The organism is Tolypothrix sp. FACHB-123, assembly GCF_014697075.1.
Classification (GTDB): Bacteria; Cyanobacteriota; Cyanobacteriia; order Cyanobacteriales; family Nostocaceae; genus Aulosira.
In genome coordinates, this window is record NZ_JACJRE010000010.1 from 143,664 (window position 1) to 161,973 (window position 18,310).

The 18,310-nt window shown below is 39.9% G+C and carries 17 protein-coding genes and 1 other RNA gene; 4 read left to right on the forward strand and 14 right to left on the reverse strand.

Features of this window, described 5'->3' with window-relative positions; translation table 11 throughout:
- Positions 1 to 534: 534 nt before the first annotated feature.
- The 8 genes from H6G41_RS09780 to H6G41_RS09815 all read right to left on the reverse strand — a co-directional run bounded on the left by H6G41_RS09780 (position 535) and on the right by H6G41_RS09815 (position 10,626).
- Positions 535 to 858, reverse strand: a complete 324-nt coding sequence (locus H6G41_RS09780) for a hypothetical protein (RefSeq protein ID WP_190745908.1) — start codon at positions 856 to 858, stop codon at positions 535 to 537.
- Between the two features lie 621 nt (positions 859 to 1,479).
- Positions 1,480 to 2,061 carry a nucleotide exchange factor GrpE gene (locus tag H6G41_RS09785; protein WP_190745910.1) on the reverse strand — a complete coding sequence of 194 codons (582 nt, stop codon included), beginning with the start codon at positions 2,059 to 2,061 and terminating at the stop codon, positions 1,480 to 1,482.
- Positions 2,054 to 2,668, reverse strand: coding sequence for a molecular chaperone DnaJ (locus tag H6G41_RS09790; protein ID WP_190745912.1), 615 nt, complete (start codon positions 2,666 to 2,668; stop codon positions 2,054 to 2,056). Before H6G41_RS09790 ends, H6G41_RS09785 begins: the two co-directional genes overlap by 8 nt.
- A gap of 226 nt (positions 2,669 to 2,894) precedes the next feature.
- Positions 2,895 to 5,624, reverse strand: a complete 2,730-nt coding sequence (locus H6G41_RS09795) for a peptidase M, neutral zinc metallopeptidase site (RefSeq protein WP_190745914.1) — start codon at positions 5,622 to 5,624, stop codon at positions 2,895 to 2,897.
- Positions 5,621 to 6,130 carry a LysM peptidoglycan-binding domain-containing protein gene (locus tag H6G41_RS09800; protein ID WP_242037862.1) on the reverse strand — a complete coding sequence of 170 codons (510 nt, stop codon included), beginning with the start codon at positions 6,128 to 6,130 and terminating at the stop codon, positions 5,621 to 5,623. The genes H6G41_RS09795 and H6G41_RS09800 overlap by 4 nt, the downstream gene beginning before the upstream one ends.
- Positions 6,131 to 6,132: 2 nt before the next feature.
- Positions 6,133 to 8,325: an Hsp70 family protein gene (locus tag H6G41_RS09805; protein ID WP_190745918.1), complete on the reverse strand. Its 2,193-nt coding sequence runs from the start codon at positions 8,323 to 8,325 to the stop codon at positions 6,133 to 6,135.
- A 505-nt stretch (positions 8,326 to 8,830) separates the two neighbouring features.
- Positions 8,831 to 9,769 carry a phosphoribulokinase gene (locus H6G41_RS09810; protein ID WP_190745980.1) on the reverse strand — a complete coding sequence of 313 codons (939 nt, stop codon included), beginning with the start codon at positions 9,767 to 9,769 and terminating at the stop codon, positions 8,831 to 8,833.
- Between the two features lie 434 nt (positions 9,770 to 10,203).
- A complete protein-coding gene (locus H6G41_RS09815) occupies positions 10,204 to 10,626 on the reverse strand; it encodes a CoA-binding protein (RefSeq protein ID WP_190745920.1) in 423 nt (140 codons plus the stop codon).
- Positions 10,627 to 10,758: 132 nt separating this feature from the next.
- Between H6G41_RS09815 and H6G41_RS09820 the strand changes: the two genes are divergently transcribed.
- The 4 genes from H6G41_RS09820 (at position 10,759) to H6G41_RS09835 (ending at position 13,384) form a co-directional block, all read left to right on the forward strand.
- Entirely contained in the window at positions 10,759 to 10,971 is a 213-nt protein-coding gene (locus H6G41_RS09820) for a hypothetical protein (protein WP_190745923.1), read from the forward strand.
- 74 nt (positions 10,972 to 11,045) lie between these two features.
- Positions 11,046 to 11,387, forward strand: a complete 342-nt coding sequence (locus H6G41_RS09825) for a hypothetical protein (protein ID WP_374939417.1) — start codon at positions 11,046 to 11,048, stop codon at positions 11,385 to 11,387.
- 66 nt (positions 11,388 to 11,453) lie between these two features.
- The gene (locus H6G41_RS09830; protein ID WP_190745927.1) at positions 11,454 to 12,116 is read left to right on the forward strand and encodes a class I SAM-dependent methyltransferase; all 663 of its coding nucleotides are present in this window, start codon (positions 11,454 to 11,456) and stop codon (positions 12,114 to 12,116) included.
- Positions 12,117 to 12,868: 752 nt separating this feature from the next.
- Complete coding sequence (locus H6G41_RS09835) at positions 12,869 to 13,384, forward strand: cobalamin biosynthesis protein (RefSeq protein WP_308796171.1); 516 nt, start codon at positions 12,869 to 12,871, stop codon at positions 13,382 to 13,384.
- A 73-nt stretch (positions 13,385 to 13,457) separates the two neighbouring features.
- Here H6G41_RS09835 and H6G41_RS09840 read toward each other — a convergent pair whose 3' ends face one another.
- The 6 genes from H6G41_RS09840 to ssrS all read right to left on the reverse strand — a co-directional run bounded on the left by H6G41_RS09840 (position 13,458) and on the right by ssrS (position 18,279).
- A complete protein-coding gene (locus tag H6G41_RS09840) occupies positions 13,458 to 13,811 on the reverse strand; it encodes a phage holin family protein (protein WP_190745929.1) in 354 nt (117 codons plus the stop codon).
- 13 nt (positions 13,812 to 13,824) lie between these two features.
- A complete protein-coding gene (locus H6G41_RS09845) occupies positions 13,825 to 13,950 on the reverse strand; it encodes a histidine kinase (protein WP_190745931.1) in 126 nt (41 codons plus the stop codon).
- Between the two features lie 25 nt (positions 13,951 to 13,975).
- Positions 13,976 to 14,794: a peptidoglycan-binding protein gene (locus tag H6G41_RS09850; protein WP_308796173.1), complete on the reverse strand. Its 819-nt coding sequence runs from the start codon at positions 14,792 to 14,794 to the stop codon at positions 13,976 to 13,978.
- Positions 14,795 to 14,974: 180 nt separating this feature from the next.
- Positions 14,975 to 16,258, reverse strand: coding sequence for a pitrilysin family protein (locus H6G41_RS09855; RefSeq protein WP_190745935.1), 1,284 nt, complete (start codon positions 16,256 to 16,258; stop codon positions 14,975 to 14,977).
- A 206-nt stretch (positions 16,259 to 16,464) separates the two neighbouring features.
- Positions 16,465 to 17,706 (reverse strand): pitrilysin family protein, encoded by a 1,242-nt coding sequence (locus H6G41_RS09860; RefSeq protein WP_190745984.1) that lies wholly within the window; start codon positions 17,704 to 17,706, stop codon positions 16,465 to 16,467.
- 391 nt (positions 17,707 to 18,097) lie between these two features.
- Positions 18,098 to 18,279, reverse strand: a non-coding RNA gene (gene ssrS / locus H6G41_RS09865) — 6S RNA.
- Positions 18,280 to 18,310: the final 31 nt, after the last annotated feature.

Below are 18,310 nucleotides of genomic sequence, written 5' to 3' on the forward strand. Positions count from 1 at the left end.
TAAATGCTCCCAAGGATAACTCTATTAATTAGAATGTGTCATGTATAGCAATCCTATTTCAGTTGCGAAAAATATCGGTTTTGGCTGTTGACGGTTGACTGTTAAAGGTTAACAGTCAACAACCTTGTTTGTAATATTTCACAACTCATTTAGGATTGCTGTATTACTTTGATGTTCTCACAAATACAGGGAAGATATTAATTCTGTACCAAGGAGGAGTTAATATCAACTTAATTTTTGGATATTAAAAGATTATGCTTCATGGCACAAAAACACAATAATAAGTGTAGCAAGTTTAATAACAAGTTGCCAAAGCTCGTGCATCCAGGCTTAATTAATTCTTCCAAAAAATTCTATTTAAATTGCAATTGATATCACTTTTAACAGTCAACCGTCAACCGTCAACTATCAACAAATATTTTTATATTTTATTTACAATTATCAATTAAAAACTGCTCTTGCTGAATGTAGAATCAAGAGCAGTTTTTAATTAAAATATTATGCCTAATAATTAGCGATCGCCAAAATAAAGATTTAGGCATCTTCCATTTCAAATTGAGCCACCGTAATCGCGTTAAATGCAAAAGCGAATACTAATGGCATAGGGCACTTTAATACAACTGTAGATAAGATAGCTAGGGCTGTGCCCATTATTGCTGAGATTGACCACCACTTTTCTTCGGAAGTTAGCCCATTTTCCGCTTTAATTAATCTGAGGACGTTTACGGGAATTGGTTCAGGCATTACACAGCCTGGCGGAAAAGCCCAGTAGTTATCGCGCCGTTCGACAAATAAATCTGTCCAGCCATTTTCTAGGCACCAAGCCTCAATCCATTCGATAGCGTAATGATTCATCATCTGGTTGCTAGTGTAATTTGTAGAATTGGTGTAGTTCTCTGAATATAAATACTTAACTAGAATCAAGAGTAGCTGCCTAACTGCATAAACTTAAGGCTAATTTTTCGCTTATATTACAGCTTTGTCAGCATTTGAAACCCATATATCAATCAACTCAAACAATCCTTAGCTTGATTACAAGGCTAACAGCCTATTGAGGCTGGTTAGATCAAAATACAATAAACTTAACCAGAAATAAAACAAGTAAAGTAATGTAAATGGTTCTTTGGATATGTGGTTGATTTCTCAAGTAGACCTAAAGAAAATATATATGCTAAAAATCTCTTTTTAACATCAAGAATTGTAAATAATAGTCAGTTAATGTTAATCATGCAACTTGTCAGCAATCCCAATCAATTCAACACTTTTTATCCTAAACATTTTGCTAGAATGCAGTTATCTGCTTGCAGACATATTTTAGCGTAGGCTTAACCCGCCGCAGGCATCACCTAAATTATGTAACGAAAGATTAAGCGATCGCTTGTTAATATTTCTTGATTCTTCTTGTTCATCTCTACTGTCTCTAACCCCATTAGCTGAGCAGAGTCGTTGACGCAGCCTCTCGCAGAGAAACCAACTCCTTTATTTATCCGATTTAGATGTAATTACCTCTGTAGGGCGAAGAATTTTTTCTTGTAAACGAAACCCTTGACGGACAATTTTCGTAATTGTTTGGTCTTCGAGGTCATTGCGGACTTCGCGATCTACGACTCGACATAAGTTAAAATCTGGTTGGGTATCTTGTAGTTCTATCGGTAAAACTTGGCGCTTTTTTAAGATGCTCAAAAACTTGCGATGTACTGCGCCAACTGATTTGGGTAAGCGTTGGAGAAATTCTTGATTGGGTTCAGTATTATTTTCTAAATATTCTAGTAAATTTTCTAAAGCATCAGAAACTTCTAAAAGTTCTAAGAATAAATCTTCGGTTTTAGCTGCGGTTTTGGTTTGTTGTTCTCGCAAGGATTGCTGTAATAAAATATTTTCTTTTTGAATTGTGCCAATTTCTTGAATCAGTAAATCGCGTTTTTCTTGGGTAATCAGATAGTGGTTTGTATTTGCTGGTAATGTATCGAGATTAGATAAAGATGCTGAAGAATTATCGCCAATAAATTTAGATTTAATCCAATCCCAAAATTTTAGGGCGTTTTGGGGTGATTCAGACATGAGAAACCTCTTTAGATAGCATAGATAAAGTTTTTTGTACCCAAGTTTGTACTTGAGAATGGGGATGGTTGCTTAAAAGTTGACAAAGAGCGATCGCTCTTTGTAACTGTCCGCCCATCTGATAAGCTCTGATTAGCCACATTTGGGCTTGAAGATAATCTTTATGATTTTTATCTGTACAGTCTTGAGTATAGTCTTCTAAATATTTAATAGCTTTAGGGTAACGGCCTTCTTTGCAAGCTGTGATGCCTTCAGTCATTAATTCTGATAAGCTCATGGGTAAAGGCTCTCTTTCTAAACGCTCCTGTTGGCTAGCTTGAGCGATCGCTGGCTCTAATCCATCTAACTGAGGTAATAATACCAATTTTGGTGCTGGCTGTTCCAAAGCCGATAAATCGCTATATTTGAAACGCTTAATTGGCGGTAATATTGGACGTAAATAGTCGGCTATAATCCGTTCTTCTGGCTTCATTAAGCTTTTTTGCGCTTTGGCGATCGCATCTACAGGATATTGCTTGCGCTTCATTGCTACCGCTACAGCTTTGGTAATTTCTGCTTTGGATGAGGCGGGGGTGACGCCTAAAATATCATAGGGGTTATGTTCCATAGTTAGTAGTTAGTTGTCAGTTGTCCGTTGTCCGTTGTCCGTTGTCAGTAGGGGCGGGTTTATGGGAGATCGTTATAAATATTTGAGGATATCTGTGAACCCGCCCGTACAGTTGTCAGGAGTTGAAGTTGATTTATGTTGAATAATATATTTTTGTATACACTTATTAAACTCCTAAATTTTAGTGATATTTGGCTTGCTGAATTACAAATTTTATAACTTATATTTAACGTAATTTCAGACTATAAAAAATTTCTTGAAACGCAGGTTCATCGGGACAAAGTTCGTAAGCCCAACTTCCTAACTGCTTGATTACTTCCCAAGATAAATCTTTTTTTTGCATCCCTTTAACTAAAGTCATAATCAATAATTCGGCAACATGGTGACGAGTTGATGCGTGTTGTGAATATTTCGCTTTCTGGATTGCTTCTTCAAAGCGATTGCGCTTCATTAAACTCTGAATTTCCTTAAGTTCTTGACTAAATTTATAAATTTTTTGTACATTCTCTGCATCGGGACAGAGTTCGTAAGCCCATTGTCCTAAATTGGCAATATCTTCAATATTTAAATCTCCATTTTGAAATCCTTTCAGTAATATATCTAGACAAATATCAGCCACAAGATGACGTATGCGTTGCTGCTGAGAGTGTTTAGCTAGCTTAACTGCTTTTTCAAATTGATTATTTTTGAGTAATTTCTCAATTACTTGGATTTCTTGCTGAAATTCAATCATCTCCATTAAATCCAGAACAATGGGATTTTGAGCATCGATTTTTTTGATTTCTTGCAAGTCTTTTAAAGCCTGACTTAAGGAGATTTTTTGTTGATGAATTTGCTCGCGAATTTTCTCGGCTTTGTATTCTGCTAGATAACTCCTCGCTGGTTGACTACCTAAAATTTCATACCAAAATTGAGCAAATTCTACATGTTCAGTAATTCCTGATATAGCTTGACGCTGCAATCCAGCTAGTCTATCTATTTCTTGTTGCCAATCTGGATTATTTGTAATTTCAGATTTAGCTTCCGTTAAAGGAGTAATTGCTTGAGTCCAGTTTTTTTGACTCAGATAATAACAACCTTCATGATATGCCATAAATTTTTGGGCAAATTCCTCGATGTTATTTGTAGTTTTTGTTGTGGGTTTAAGTTGCATTGCTCTTTGAATATCTGCTTCTAAACAAGCAGCTATCGCTAACCCCCAAGGAGTATAAAGAGAACGGAGAGTTTGGTGATGAGAATCTATCCATTCAACTACTTTATTTCGCCAGCGATTGCTATAATGCTGATAACAGCCTGGGGTAATCAAGATATTATTTATTTTCATTCCTCTTTGAGCAGGTTCGTCCATTAATTTCAGAGCGACTAATTCTAAACGATATTTATCGCGTAAACTTAAATAAATTTGAACATCTCTATCTTTATAGCTATCAATTGCTGCTTCTAGGCGACGTTTTAATTCTAAAGATATTAAGTTAAAATCAATGGGTTGATTACCTAACCAAGGTATATCTTGAAGAATGGGATTTTCCGTGAAATTTGCTAATGCTGTAAATAAGGTAATTATCAAATGGGAGAGTTGCAAAAAATCTTGATGTTGACTGTAATAAATCGCCACTACTAAATTATGTAAATTGGTAATATTAGGTTGGCTTAGCCAATCTTTTTCGATTTGCTTAACGATCGCACTACGGTCAGAATTTTGCCAGATTTTAACATCTATCCTCGGCTGAATATGTTCTTTAAGATTGCTTGCTACTAAAGGATCGAAGCCAAATGTGTGATTAAACTCTTCAGTCGCAGCTTTCGCCAACTCTAAATTTTCTGTATGAATAAATTTTTCAATATTTTGGAGATAAAGTAGGCGATGACGTTGCGCTAAACTGTTGAGAATTTCCCGCTGTGCGCTAATTGCATTACTAGATAGTCCTTGCCATTCTCGATAAGCTTGTTGTAAATTCTCTTGTTGAGCGTAGACAAATCCCCGCAGATAAGCCGCTTGTTCTCCTGGTAAGTTGAACAGATGAGATAATGCGATCGCCCAATTTTCTGTTTTAATTGCAACGATTCCTAACCTGATTTGACAGTCTAGAGGGTTGGGTAGCAGTGTTTTCGCCGTTTCATACAGCGATGTCGCAGCTGGAAAATCGTTGAGTTTCTCTGCTGCTAACCCTTGACGGAATTGTTCTCTACCTTTGATTGTTTGTTGTAATTCTTGTAATAATTCTCGTCCATCGTCACGGGGAAAACGACTCAAAGCCGTTTCTAAAACGGCGATCGCTCCTCTTAATCTTCCCTGATTTTGGGCTTGTTGCGCTCTTTGTAATGCCGAAGTATAGATTTTTTCCTGTGCTACTTGAGATTTCGCCGCCTTTATCGCCTCTTGTAAAGCTTCAGTGGAATACAGTTGTTCGGCTTTTTGGTAAACTGCGATCGCATTTTGAAAATATCTATTCTCCGCGTGCGATCGCGCTTTGTTTACCAATGTTTGAAAAAGCTGTCGTTGTTGTATTTCCTGCTGACATCGGTTGATTAGCTCTAATACACGCTCATCATGAAGAATTTGGCTACAGCTTTGATAAATAGCGATCGCATTGACTATAGTTTGCGTTGCTAAAGGATCGCCATTATCTTGCTTTAACAGCATATCCCCTTGTAAAGCTAGTTTATCTGCTGCGGTAATTTGTTTACGCCACTGTTGTAATTCCTGAGATAAGTTGTCTAATAAATTACCTAACAGCAATTTACACAGCAACCGCTCGCCAAAACCTGGCTTTCTCGACCATACAGCCAGGGATTGTTCCACAACCTTGACTGCTTCCCTTAATTGCTTGTTTTGCGCCAGTTTTTGTGATTTTTGCTCGGCTTGTTTAGTTTGTGCTGCATATTTCCAGCCATCAACTATCCCCACACCCAGCAAAATTTTACTGAAGGTATTGAAACTATTCAGGAAACTCATGCTTGCTCCTTACAGTTGGGAATATTTAATACCTCACCGACATCTATATAGTTCTCTCGTCCTTGGAGTTGGGGATTAGCCTTGACAATAATTTCCCATGAAGTCCCGCGACCGCAAAATTTTTGGGCGATCGCACTCAGATAATCTCCAGATTGGACAGTATAGGTAGTTGGTTTTGCAGGTTCCTGGACTACCGCAGGCTGATAATCAATTGGTGGTTCGGAACTAACACGACTGTTGACAACTGGCTGGGGAGAAGCAACAGCTAATGCATGTAATTGGGGTGGTTGAAAGATTAACCTGCTTCCCACTCCCAAACAAATAGCCACAAGCAAGCTTAACAAAGCGATCACCAAGGGGGAAGTTTTAAATTTTACCGTTGTAACTGTAGTTTCCACAGTTGGTAATTCTTGCAGCATCCGAATTACAGATAGATCTGTATCGCAATTCGGACAACTATGACTGGTAACTTCTTGATAACCACACACAGGACAGTTAAGTGTCATATTCATTTTGTCAGTCCTGTGACAATGGTTTTACCAGTAAATTCTTCACTCAGCCAACGCCTAACATCTGGTTGGAGTTCACTCCACAGGCGTTCAGCTTCATATTTCTCATCCCGTTCCATTGCGTCCACCATCCGCAACAGCTTGTCATACATCCCGTTGGCTTGGGTGGGTGCAACTGAATTTGCTTGGCGAATCCCTGCTAAACTAGCTTGAATAATTTTGACTCGATCGGGGAGATTGTTCAGTTCCCTTTCTGCATTTTCGCTGTAATACTCCATTCTTGACAGATCGTTAGTATTTATCGCCACTTGTAAATCTTGACTCAATCCTTGTAAGCGTTCTTGTTGGGGTTGGGGAATCATAAAGCCGCACAGTTGGACTATGCGATCGCATTCATGTACCAAGTAATCAGCCTCTAGCCGTTCCTTAGACATGGATACTTGGAATCTTTGCAAGTTTAGCGCAGCGCGATCGCGGATGTCGCAGCGTTCTTCTCCTGTGTACTTATCGACAATCTCATTGCTTAACTGAACAACTGGTAAAGCTAACTTCAGTGCTTCTTGAACGCCGAGATCGGTTAAATCTTGATCGTTGAGTTCTGCGATCGCAGTTTCTAATTCCTGATATATTTTTTCATCTGACCCTCCCCTAGAGAAAGTACAACTCACTCTTTCTGAAGGGTCATTTTTTAACGTAGCCGTCATTTTCAAAACACTATTTTTCTCATCCAACGCCAAATTGACGAGAATTTCTGTTCCATGTGGATAGTAATGATTTAAACCTAACCACATATCCCCAATACTTTCAAAATATTCATTTTCATCCGGACTGAAAAACTTAAAATGAATCAACCTCTGTCCATCAGCCGTAGTTCTAAAAGTGTGGGATGTGGCGACTGGGAGAATATCGCCCCGACTAATTACCTTATATTGTCCCTCTAGTAACTTAATATAATAATCACGGGGAACTGTAGTGACTTTATCTGTTTGTCCCGCCGCTACAATCGCCGCACCCTCAGCTACAGCATACATCGGTCGGGGATGTACCAATACTTTCTTATTACCAAAAGCTTCTTTAACTTTACGTTGGACTAAGGGAATGAGAGAAGAACCCCCCACCATTAACACCACATCCACCATTTCCATATGATGTTGTGCTTCTTCTAGAGCCTTGCGACAAATATGAATGGAACAGTCTACTAAATCAGCAATTATCACCTCAAATTGTTCGCGAGTGATGCTAACTTCGATGGGGATAGCAATTCCTAATTCATCTAATAATGGTGTTGCAGGTGCAATTTCTGCTACCGTCGCTGTGCTTAATTCAACTTTTGCCCGTTCTACTGCTATTTTTAAATCAGCATTAAATCTGACTCGTTGATAGTGGGGCATTTTCCCAATTAAGCCATCAATATCAGTAATTTTTTCTGCTTGGGAAACTTGCTGTTTGACAAACTTAATTATCCGCGAATCTATATCATCACCACCTAACCATAAATCCCCAGCTTTCCCCGATTCAATAAACGAAGTTCCCGCAGCTTGAATTAAAGAAGCATCAAATGTACCACCACCAAAATCAAAAACCAAAATCGTTTTAAAATCGTCGCCGTTGGGAGAAAAACCGTAAGATATAGCTGCGGCTGTAGGTTCAGGAAGCAATTCTAAAAGTGTCAGTCCAGCTTTATGGGCAGCTGTCTGGGTAGCGTGGCGTTGTTGGTCGTTAAAATAAGCCGGGACAGTAATCACAGCTTGGTCGATAACTTCGTCAGTTTTACCAATTCCTTGACGATAAACTTGGGCATTTTGCACCACTTTCTTGAGAATTTCCGCCGAAATCTCCTCAGGCTGATATTCTTTACCCCCTAACCAAACCGCGATACCGTTATCTGTTCCCTGAGTTGGGGGAGTAATTTTGTAAGCAAATTCTGCCTGTTGTTTTTGTACTGAAGAATCTGCAAAACCCCTACCTATCAGACGTTTAATCGAAATAATCACATTTTCTGGGTCAGCACGTAGCTGGTTATATGCTTGCTCACCCACCAAAAATTTACCTTGCTCGTCAGCAACGAGCGATCGCGTTAGTTTTCTATCTGGAGGCGTGTTATCATCTGCTGTTACCACTTCCACATCTGCCAATTTAAAAGCAGCGACAGAATTAGTCGTCCCCAGATCAATACCTATTGCTTTGCCCATTGCTAATTGTTACCCTTACGACTTGTATCAATTGCCTTCTCAATACCTCTAGTTAACTGCTGTCGGAAATAAATATTACCCAGCAGAAGCTAATAGCTTATTTCGACTATTACAGATGAAATTGGCAAAATCCCACAGAGTAAGTACGTAAAACAGGTAATTTTTTACTTTTACACTTAAGTAATTTTTGGCATAAAAAAAATCGGTGTCTACAAAAACTAGATTCCGATTTTTAATTTTTTAATGTAAGAATAATTCCCTAGATATTCCCACATAAATATTATTCGTAGTCAGGACTTTAGCCCTCAAATGAAAGACTAAAGTCCTGACTACAAACTTAAACTGTATGCCGTCAGATGGAGATACAAATATATTTCCCAATATTTGCTAACGCCATCACAATCATCATTACAATTACATCCTGCCTGGGAAAGTTTAGCCTCAGCATTATTTCGTAATTTATCGAAAAATTGCCTCTACAATCCCATACTTTGAAAACAATCTTTTATAAATGTATTTGCGTTGCTTTCAGCATGTGGTAAGTAATAATTAACTGTGTCAAGGCTAAGGGATAGCTTTGCAATGTTTCCCCTGTTGTACCTGCAACCTTACCAAGTTCGGGGTTACTTTCGCGATCGCAGATACTCTTAAGATGGGGCATATCAGAACAGATAATCTGCTCTAGTTTATTCACTTGTTCTAAAGTCGCGTGACCGTCAACTTCTAACACATCCACTGGTTTACCCATATCTCTATCTAATCCCAGGCGGATGGCTGAATCAGAATTACCGTTAGTTGATTGAATAATCGATGTAAAATCTGGATGGGGGATTGTGGGACGCAATACCAGCCGCACATTTAAATGTCCATTAGTTTCATCTTTTTCCCCTTCTGGCGGATAAAAACTAATGACAATATCAGACCATTGGCGCTGGGGACGAATATATTGTTCTGAGTCTGGTTCGCGCTTTTCTAATTCTGCTAAGACTTGTTCGGGAGTGTAACCCCGTTTTTGGGTATCACGTTTGACTTTCCATTGAGCGCGTAACTCTTCGGGGGGTGCGAGATAAACTTTCACATCATAAGCATCACGGGCAGCCCTGGTAGAATAACCAAGTAATCCCTCAATAATCACAAATTTACTTGGTTTTATATACTGTGGTGGCTCAAATGTCCCAGTTTTGTGGCTATATACTGGTTTGAGAATTGACTGTCCGGTGCGCAGCAGTGACAAATGCTGCTGCATGACATCTAAATAGTTACAATCTGGGTGGAGGGCGGTAATACCAATCTCTGCACGTTGTACGCGATCGTAGCGATGATAATCATCTGTACAAATAATCGTGACATTCTCAGGCCCAAGTACTTGAGCAATCCCTCTAGTTAATGTTGTTTTTCCGGCTGCACTGTCACCAACAATACCAAGAATAATTGGACGGCTCATCATACCCCCCCACAAAGAGTTAAGTAAGTCTGTTCATGATTAACAATATTCTTAATTTTAGAAGGGAAATTGACAATTAACTGAAATTAGCGCTTTTATGCAACATCTCTACACAATATTATTTCTCAGTTAATTTATGGCAAAATATACAACCCTTGCTAATTGGATAAGATTCATATTTGATTTTTAAAATACACCCAGGCTGCACAATGACTACCATATCTAGGTTGTGGTAAGTATTACCTAGCTTACAGAGACGGAGATTTTTGCTAAAGTCAAATTGAATTAGATAATCATGTATTTTTCTATCGTTTTAACTCTATCCAAAGCCGAAAAATTTTATTTTGTTGTGAATTTCTCACAGAAATTTTGTCAGCAAAATCAGACATTCATCAGATGATCATGGGTTGGGTTAGGGAATAATGTAGCTTTTTTTATCTAGCTATTCCCAAGTGCAAATACTCAATTTTGATACAAGCATCCATGATGACGTTTAAGCCTGCATCTAATGCTTGCTGTGCGCTAGCTTCATGGGCTATACCTAATTGTGCCCAGACTGTTTTGGCTTGAATTGCGATCGCATCTTCGATAATCTCGCTTAAATACTCAGCCCGGCGAAAAATGTTGACAATATCTACAGTAGCAGGAATTTCTCTGAGTGATGCATAGCAAGGTTTTCCATCAATTTCTTTCACTAGGGGGTTGACAGGATAAACTATGTAACCTGCTTGCTGCAAAAACTGGGCGATTTGATAGCTAACGCGATTGGGTTTATCAGAATGTCCGACAACTGCGATTGTTTGAGCTTGGGTTAAGACCTCGCGTAAAGCATTGCGATCATTTTTCAGGTTTGGCATAGTTGAAACATCCCCTCAATCAAGTTACACATCCAGCAGCAACATCTTTAGAGAACGCAATACTCAGGAAGAATCGAAAATTTAGATATGATGTAGAAGAAAGTCGAGCCTTGGCAAAACGATAAACTAAAAATGACTTTAACGGAACTACTTCCCGCGATTCAACAACTGTCGGCACAAGAAAAGCTGAAGTTAATCCGTATCCTAGCTGAAGAACTGGATACTCAAGACAATATTTCTCCTCTAGAGCCATATAAAACTTACTATTTGCCAACTCCCTATGATAATTTTGGTGTTGCAGAAGTTTTGATGGCAACAATGCCACAAGTAGAGCCTGGTGATTAATCACGAAAATGCGGTTTAGATACTCAACCAACAACCCTTCTCAAAACGAGTTTGACAGTTTACCAAGGCTTCCGTTGACTCTTCACAACAATAATCAATCAATTGAAGTGGTTGGGTTGGTAGATAGTGGTGCAACAATTAGTGTTTTACCTTATGAAATTGGTATCCAGCTTAGTGGAGTTTGGGACGAGCGCAAAGCAATTCTTCGATTAGCAGGAAACTTGAGCAATCAGCCAGCGATGCCATTTTTTGCTATTGCTGAAATAGGACAGTTCACTCCAGTTAGATTAGCATTTGCTTGGGTAAAAAGTATGAATGTACCTTTAATCTTAGGACAGACAAACTTTTTTTTAGAATTTGATGTTTGTTTCTATCGCTCCAAACTCGAATTTGAGGTCAAGCCAAAGGAGGAATAAACACTTCACAGCTTTTAACTTTTCTCAAATCCCGATATTGAAATCAACTAAGGATGATAGCCGTCATTGACAAACCAAACACTAGGACTAGAACCCAATCTTTATAATTATTTACTGTCTGTTTCGTTGCGAGAACCAGAAATATTAACGCAATTGCGACAAGAAACAGCCCAACACTCAATGGCGATGATGCAAATTGCGCCGGAACAAGGACAGTTTATGGCTTTGTTGGTGCAATTAATTGGTGCTAAGAAAACATTAGAGTTAGGTGTATTTACAGGCTATAGCACGCTGATAGTGGCGTTGGCATTGCCTAGCGATGGTAAAGTGGTAGCTTGTGATGTCAGTGAAGAGTTTACCGCGATCGCTCGTCGTTATTGGCAGCAAGCAGGGGTAGCCAATAAAATTGACCTACATATCGCCCCAGCTTTAGAGACTTTAGATAATTTACTCGCCGCAGGGGAAGCGGAAACCTTTGATTTTGCGTTTATCGATGCAGATAAGAGCAACTACGATGTTTATTATGAGCGATCGCTAGAATTAATTCGTCCGGGTGGGCTGATGGCGATCGATAATGTTCTCTGGTCGGGTAGAGTTGCTGATACGCAAGTACAAGATAATAGAACTCGCAAAATTCGCGCCTTTAATGAAAAGCTACATCAAGACCAACGGATTACCCTGAGTTTAGTTCCAATTGCCGATGGCTTGACATTAGCGCTGAAGAAATAAACTACGGGAACTCCAAACAATAAATTATTCTGTTGACTGTTGACTGTTGACTGTTAACCGTGAACTGTATGTAGGGGCGGGTTTTGTGAGATATTCACGCTCCTAGCAGATATGTCGGTTAAACCCGCCCCTACAACAATAGCAATGGGATATTTTTTTACTTGAAAGTCCCTACAAGGTTTATCTACTGCTAATCTCAAGATTTACTGTGTAATTAAATTTATGATTTTGGTATCTAAATAATTGCCAATATGTCTGTATTTGGCAGAAAAATTGCGAGTTTTCAGAATAAAAGATTTTCCACTTTCAAAGCTGAACTTTATGTTTTTTTAAATAGATTTTAAAATCGGAAATAAAAGAAATGTAAACTTCACACCTTTTAAAAAAAATTCAAGCAATAATGAAGAGAGCAAAACTCCGTCGCAACTATTCAACCATTGCTGCAACGAAGAAGGAAGAAATTGAAACACCAAGATAGAGAAGGTAAAATGCTTGCGCCTCAAGCATACCAATGAATTCAAAATGAATCAGGACATTTACCTTTTACCTGTTCTCTGCCTCGGCGTTTCCTACTGTGCTAGATGTACACAATATATAGTTTTTATTTTTCAGTAAAAGTATTCTAAAGATCAGTTTTTATGTATAATAATGAACCTAAAAGTATACAACTCATACAAATAGGTTGATTTGCGCTGATTGCTGTAATTATAGAAAAAATAAAAATTTGCACTTGACTGGGAAAAAAGCTGGTAGTGAATCGAAAAGATTTGTGGGTAGGAATTGGTTGTCAGCGAGGGACATCAACACAGTTGCTAGAAAAGGCAATAGAGCAAGTGTTTCGAGAAAATCAACTTCATCAAAGTGCGATCGCTGGTCTTGCTACTATCGACAATAAAGCTAAAGAACCAGCTTTAGTTGAATTTTGTCAATTACATAATTTAACGTTCAAAACCTTTCCGCCTGAAGTTCTGCGTCTTGTCAGCGTTCCCAATCCTGCGAAACTGATTGAGCAAACTGTGGGAACTCCCAGTGTAGCCGAAGCCGCAGCGATGCTTGCAGCCGTTGATATTAACTGGCTCACCAAAATAGTAGATGAGATTCTCCCACTCAACCCAAATTCATCTCACCTTACTCCGACTTTAACGCTTGTAGGAGTAAGGTGCTTAGTTCCTAAACAAATTTTTCGCTTACCAGGCGAGCCAGGAGCCGTTACAGTCGCCATTGCTCAAGGATTAACGAAGATAACAAGTGTTATCCCAATTCACTAAAATCATGAAACAGATCCAAATCCAGAAACCCTAGCAAAATATGGATTTCTTAATTTTGAATTTTGAATTGGTATTATTCCACTACCCGCAGAAAATAGTTAATCACACTAGAGACAATCGCCAACACAATCGATCCCAACAAAGCCGGGAAAAAGCCCTTGATTTCAAAACCCGAACCCGGAGTCAGCGCACTTGCTAACCAAAGAGTTAAAGCATTGATGACAAGTGTAAATAAACCAAAGGTGAGTAAAGTAATTGGAAAGGCGAAAAACCGCAAAATCGGGCGAATAAAGGCATTAACTAGCCCAATTACAATAGCAGCAACTAGCGCCGCGACAAAACTCTTGATCTCGAACCCATAAACAATGTTCGAGGTGATTATTAAAGCTATGGCAGTACCAAGCCAAGTTAAGAAAAAGTGTTTCATGAATGGTCAATTGTCAGTTGTCAGTTGTAATTGGGCATTGGGCATTGGGTATTGGGCATTGGGCATTGGGTATTGGGCATTGGGTATTGGGCATTGGGCATTGGGTAAGTTTTTCTCCCTTGCTCCCTGCCTCCTGCACCCTACCCCCTGCCCTATCTATGAGTTTAGCGCTGACGCTGCGATCGCTCTAGCAGTACATACCAAGTACCGCCACCAGCGACACCATCGGCTTCCAAACCGTAGCGTTTTTGGGCGGCTTTGACTGCGGCTTCGGTTGTGGGGCCAAAGTCTCCATCGACATCACCGCTTAAAAAACCTAGCCTTTTTAAAATTTCTTGCAATCTCCCAACTTCTGAGCCACGATTGCCTAAACGTAAAATTGGCAATCCTTCTGGGGTGTATTGAATACCAGGAGTACGTTCAAAACGCGGAATTTGTGGAGTACGCGGTTGTGTAGTTCTATTAGTTGCAGGGCGGGTAGTTGCAGGGCGGGTAGTTGCGGGACGAGTGGTACTTCTAGGTTGTGGCTTTGGTGTTGTATTCTGTCTCGGCTGGGCAGGTTTTGGTTCTGGTTGGGGATTAGTAACTCGCCTGATGTTGTTTGCTTGGGCTGGTGCAACTGCTGTTGGTTTTGCAGGGGTTGGCTTTGGTGCAGGATTGGGTGATGTTGCTACTGCTTGTCCTGGAAACAATTTTTGCCAAGTCGCAGTATCAACAATTCCATCTGGATTTAAGCCGGCTGCTTGCTTAAAGCGAGAAACGGCACTAGCGGTATTAGCGTTATAATTGCCATCCACGGGGCCAGTATAAAAACCCAAAAGTTTCAGCGCTGCTTGCAGTTCAGATACACGTTCGCCTTGACTGCCAATCCCTAAAGTCGGGCGGTTGAGGTTGACATTAGGATTTGCTTGGGCAATTTTCTGTGGGGCTGCATTTGTTACCACTGTAGAGGCAGCAATCAACACCGGCACAGAAGCAAACACAAATAACCAGTTCAATTTGTTGGTACTGGAAGAGGGAGAAAATTTAATTGCATTGAAGTAGCTCAAGATACTGAATGATAGGCCGCCTTTCATGGTATGTGCCACCGTAATCTTCTGATGCTAATAGTACGGCCGCTTGAGCTAAGAGAAAAGCTAGTGCATTTATTTTGTCACGGCAAATTAAGTAATTGCACTATTAATTGCGGCTTCTGGGCCGACTAAAGATAAGTAGGGTTGCTGTAAATATCGGCGTGCAACTGCGATCGCATCTCCTACTTCTACATTAGTAATTAACTCTTGGAATGTTTGGTCAAATTCAATTCCTAATCCCAAGGTTTCATACCAACCATAGATTTGCGCAATTTGTCCGTTAGTTTGTTTACCAAGGGCGTACTGTCCTAATATTTTATTTTTCGCTGCTTGCAGTGCGTTGGTAGATATTTCTGTTGTTGAAAGTAAGTCAACTTCTTTACACAAGCCTTGCAAGGCAATTGTTGTATTTTCTGGTGCTGTACCCATATATACGACAAACGCGCCAGCATATAGCCTGGTGGGAAACAGTGCGGAAACTTCATAAGCCAAGCCTTGCTTTTCCCGCAATTCCACAAATAAGCGGCTAGAAAGCCCATTACCTAAATAAGTAGCTAATAATTTCAACGCCGCATAATCAGCAGAATTCACAGCAGGCCCCAAATACCCAAGCATGACAATAGATTGCTGTGTTTGTAAGGGCTGGAGCTTTTGCTGGGGTTGGACGGGAATTTCTGGTACATTTAAGCTGTGCGGTTTGCTATTTGGCGATCGCCAATCACCAAATACTTGGGTAATTAATTTCACCGCTTCTTCTGGTTTAATTCTTCCCGCAATACTAATGACTACATTATCGGGACGAAAATGAGTTTGGTGATATGCCACTAAATCCGCTTGAGTTAAGCTGCTCATAGTGGTTTCATTCCCTAATACAGACATAGCATAGGGATGATTTTGATACATTGCTTGGCGTAATTGATCGTAAGCAATGGTAAACGGCTGCTCTTTTTGCGAGCGAATGTCTTGGAGTGCTAAACGCCGTTCTAATTCTACTTGTGTTTCTGGGAATGTAGGCGATCGCAAAATCAGCCCCGCTAATTCCAATATCTCCGGAAAATCTGCTGTTACCGTCTTCAGCGACAGCAGAAAATAATCATTAGCAGTATCAGTACTTAAACTCGCCCCGACAGATTCCACCCTTTCCGCAATTTCTAAGCTAGAAAGTCCAGCGCAGCCTTTTGTCATCACAGCCGACAATAAATGTGCCAGTCCGGCTTGTTCCCGGCTTTCAACACAACTACCAGCACGGACAAAAATCCGCGCTGCAATAATATCAGCCGCCTGATTTTCTGCAACTAAGAGGACAATACCATTGCTTAATACAGTCCGGTGGATTGGGGAATTAGAAATCGATTTGTTCACAGTTTGAGTCATTAGTCAAAAAATGCAGCCGTTACAATAATTCGTAATTGATAATTCAGAATTCCTAGTTTTCACCAGTGTTTACTTTGCACCCTCCATTCACCACCAGCACAATTATCTTTAATTTAGTAGTTGCTCTGTACCTTATTAATTACGAATTACGAATTACGTAGGCGCAAGCCTTCCCGCAGGGTATTACGAATTACGAATTAATATGACTAACGAGGTTTTAGAACAGTAATAGCGTAATTTTCAGGTGAAATATAGTTTTTAGCTAATTGTTGCAGTTCTTCGCCATCAAAAGATAGAACTTGTTGCGGATAGGTAACTGCTAATTCTGCCTTGGCAATTGTATTGTAGTAGCCATACAGCCCAGTCAGTTGATTTGGTGTTTCTGTAGAAAAAGCATATTCATTACATAGCAGTCTACGAGTGCGCGCCAGTTCCTGCTGGGTGATTGGGGTATTTTGTAATTCTTCTAAATGATTGCGAATCAAGAACTCTACCTTTTCTAGATGTTCTGGTTCCACCCAAGCAGTGATGGTAAATAAACTCGAGTCCTGTTGTAAAGAAAAATTACTGCAAATTCCTTGGACTAATTGCCGTTCTTCCCGCAAATCGCGCACTAAACGCGAAGTTCTGCCTTCTGCAAGTAACACCGATAACATATCTAACCCATAGGCGGTACGGAGTTGTTCTACACCTGGTGCAAGCCAAGCCATGAGTAAGCGCCCTTGTTCCAATCTGGGTAAATGCAGTTCTTGACGGTGAATTCCCTGAATAATTGGCTCTTGGCTAGGTTGGGATATGGGACAATCTAAGCGATCGGCAAAATTTCCAAAAGAACTATTAACTAAATCTAAGGCGGAATCTCGATCAATTCCGCCCACAATCACCACCGTCATATTTTCTGGTTGATAATAAGCGCGGTGAAAACAGCGCATAGCTTCTGGGGAATGTAGCATGAGTTCTTGCTCTGTTCCCAGCACCGAACGCCCATAAGGATGATTTTTATAAATAGTCTGAATTAGAGACTGAAATCCTAACCAATCAGGATCATCATGGTAAGAGCGAATTTCCTCTAAGACTACATCCCGTTCCCGGCTAAATTCATCTTCAGGAATGGCTGCATTCAGCAACATTTCCCCTAAATGAGGCAACGTATCTTTCAGGTAAGTAGCAGCCGTTGTCAGGGAATAATGAGCATAATCGTAACTTGTCGCCGCATTACTCACGCCACCTTGATTTTCGATGTTATAATCAAAGACCCCAGGTGGTAGGTTTGTTGTCCCTTTAAAGATCATGTGTTCGAGAAAGTGAGCCATGCCAAACCAAGGTTCAGGCTCGCGGGTTGCTCCAGCACGCACCCACACATCCGCCACAACTACAGGGGTAGTTGGAATCTCTTGATGAATCAACGTTAAACCATTGTCTAGATTGACAACCGAGGCTGGAAACACGGTACGAGTAAGTTGTTGTTGTGACAATTTTTTGTAGCTTTAACCACAATTTAACGCAATTTTGCAATCTTAACTCTGAAAGGGGCCTAATTCAGAATCAATTTATACAGAATTGGGAAATGGGCATTGGGCATTGGGCATTGGGGAGTTAAAATTTAGCGGGATGTGAATTGAAATCGTCTCTGATCATCTAAGAGGCTGTAAATTTTCCTGAAAATTAGGAAATCACACAAGTTTCAGAACTTAATTTACATAAAAAATAAATTTAAAACTATTTCCTTTTACCTATTTAGCTGTTTCCTCTACCCCATGCCCCATGCCCCATGCCCCATGCCCCATAATAATTAAAGCTCCCAAGGTGAAAATTTTACTTTGGGAGCTAAAAATTTTTAAGTTCACCGCGACGCCGTTTTACCTAAGTTTATGACCTGGTAAAACCAGGTGGGTATCTTTTGCCTCGTTTAAAGTTTCCGAGTACTTGCCCGGTCTACTGCCACGAGAACTGTCGATTCCCTTTTCTTTAAAGACATAGATCAAAAAACTTGATGGCAGTCACCAACGTCGTAGTGCAACTCACTCATTATAGCCTTCAAAAGTTGTTGTG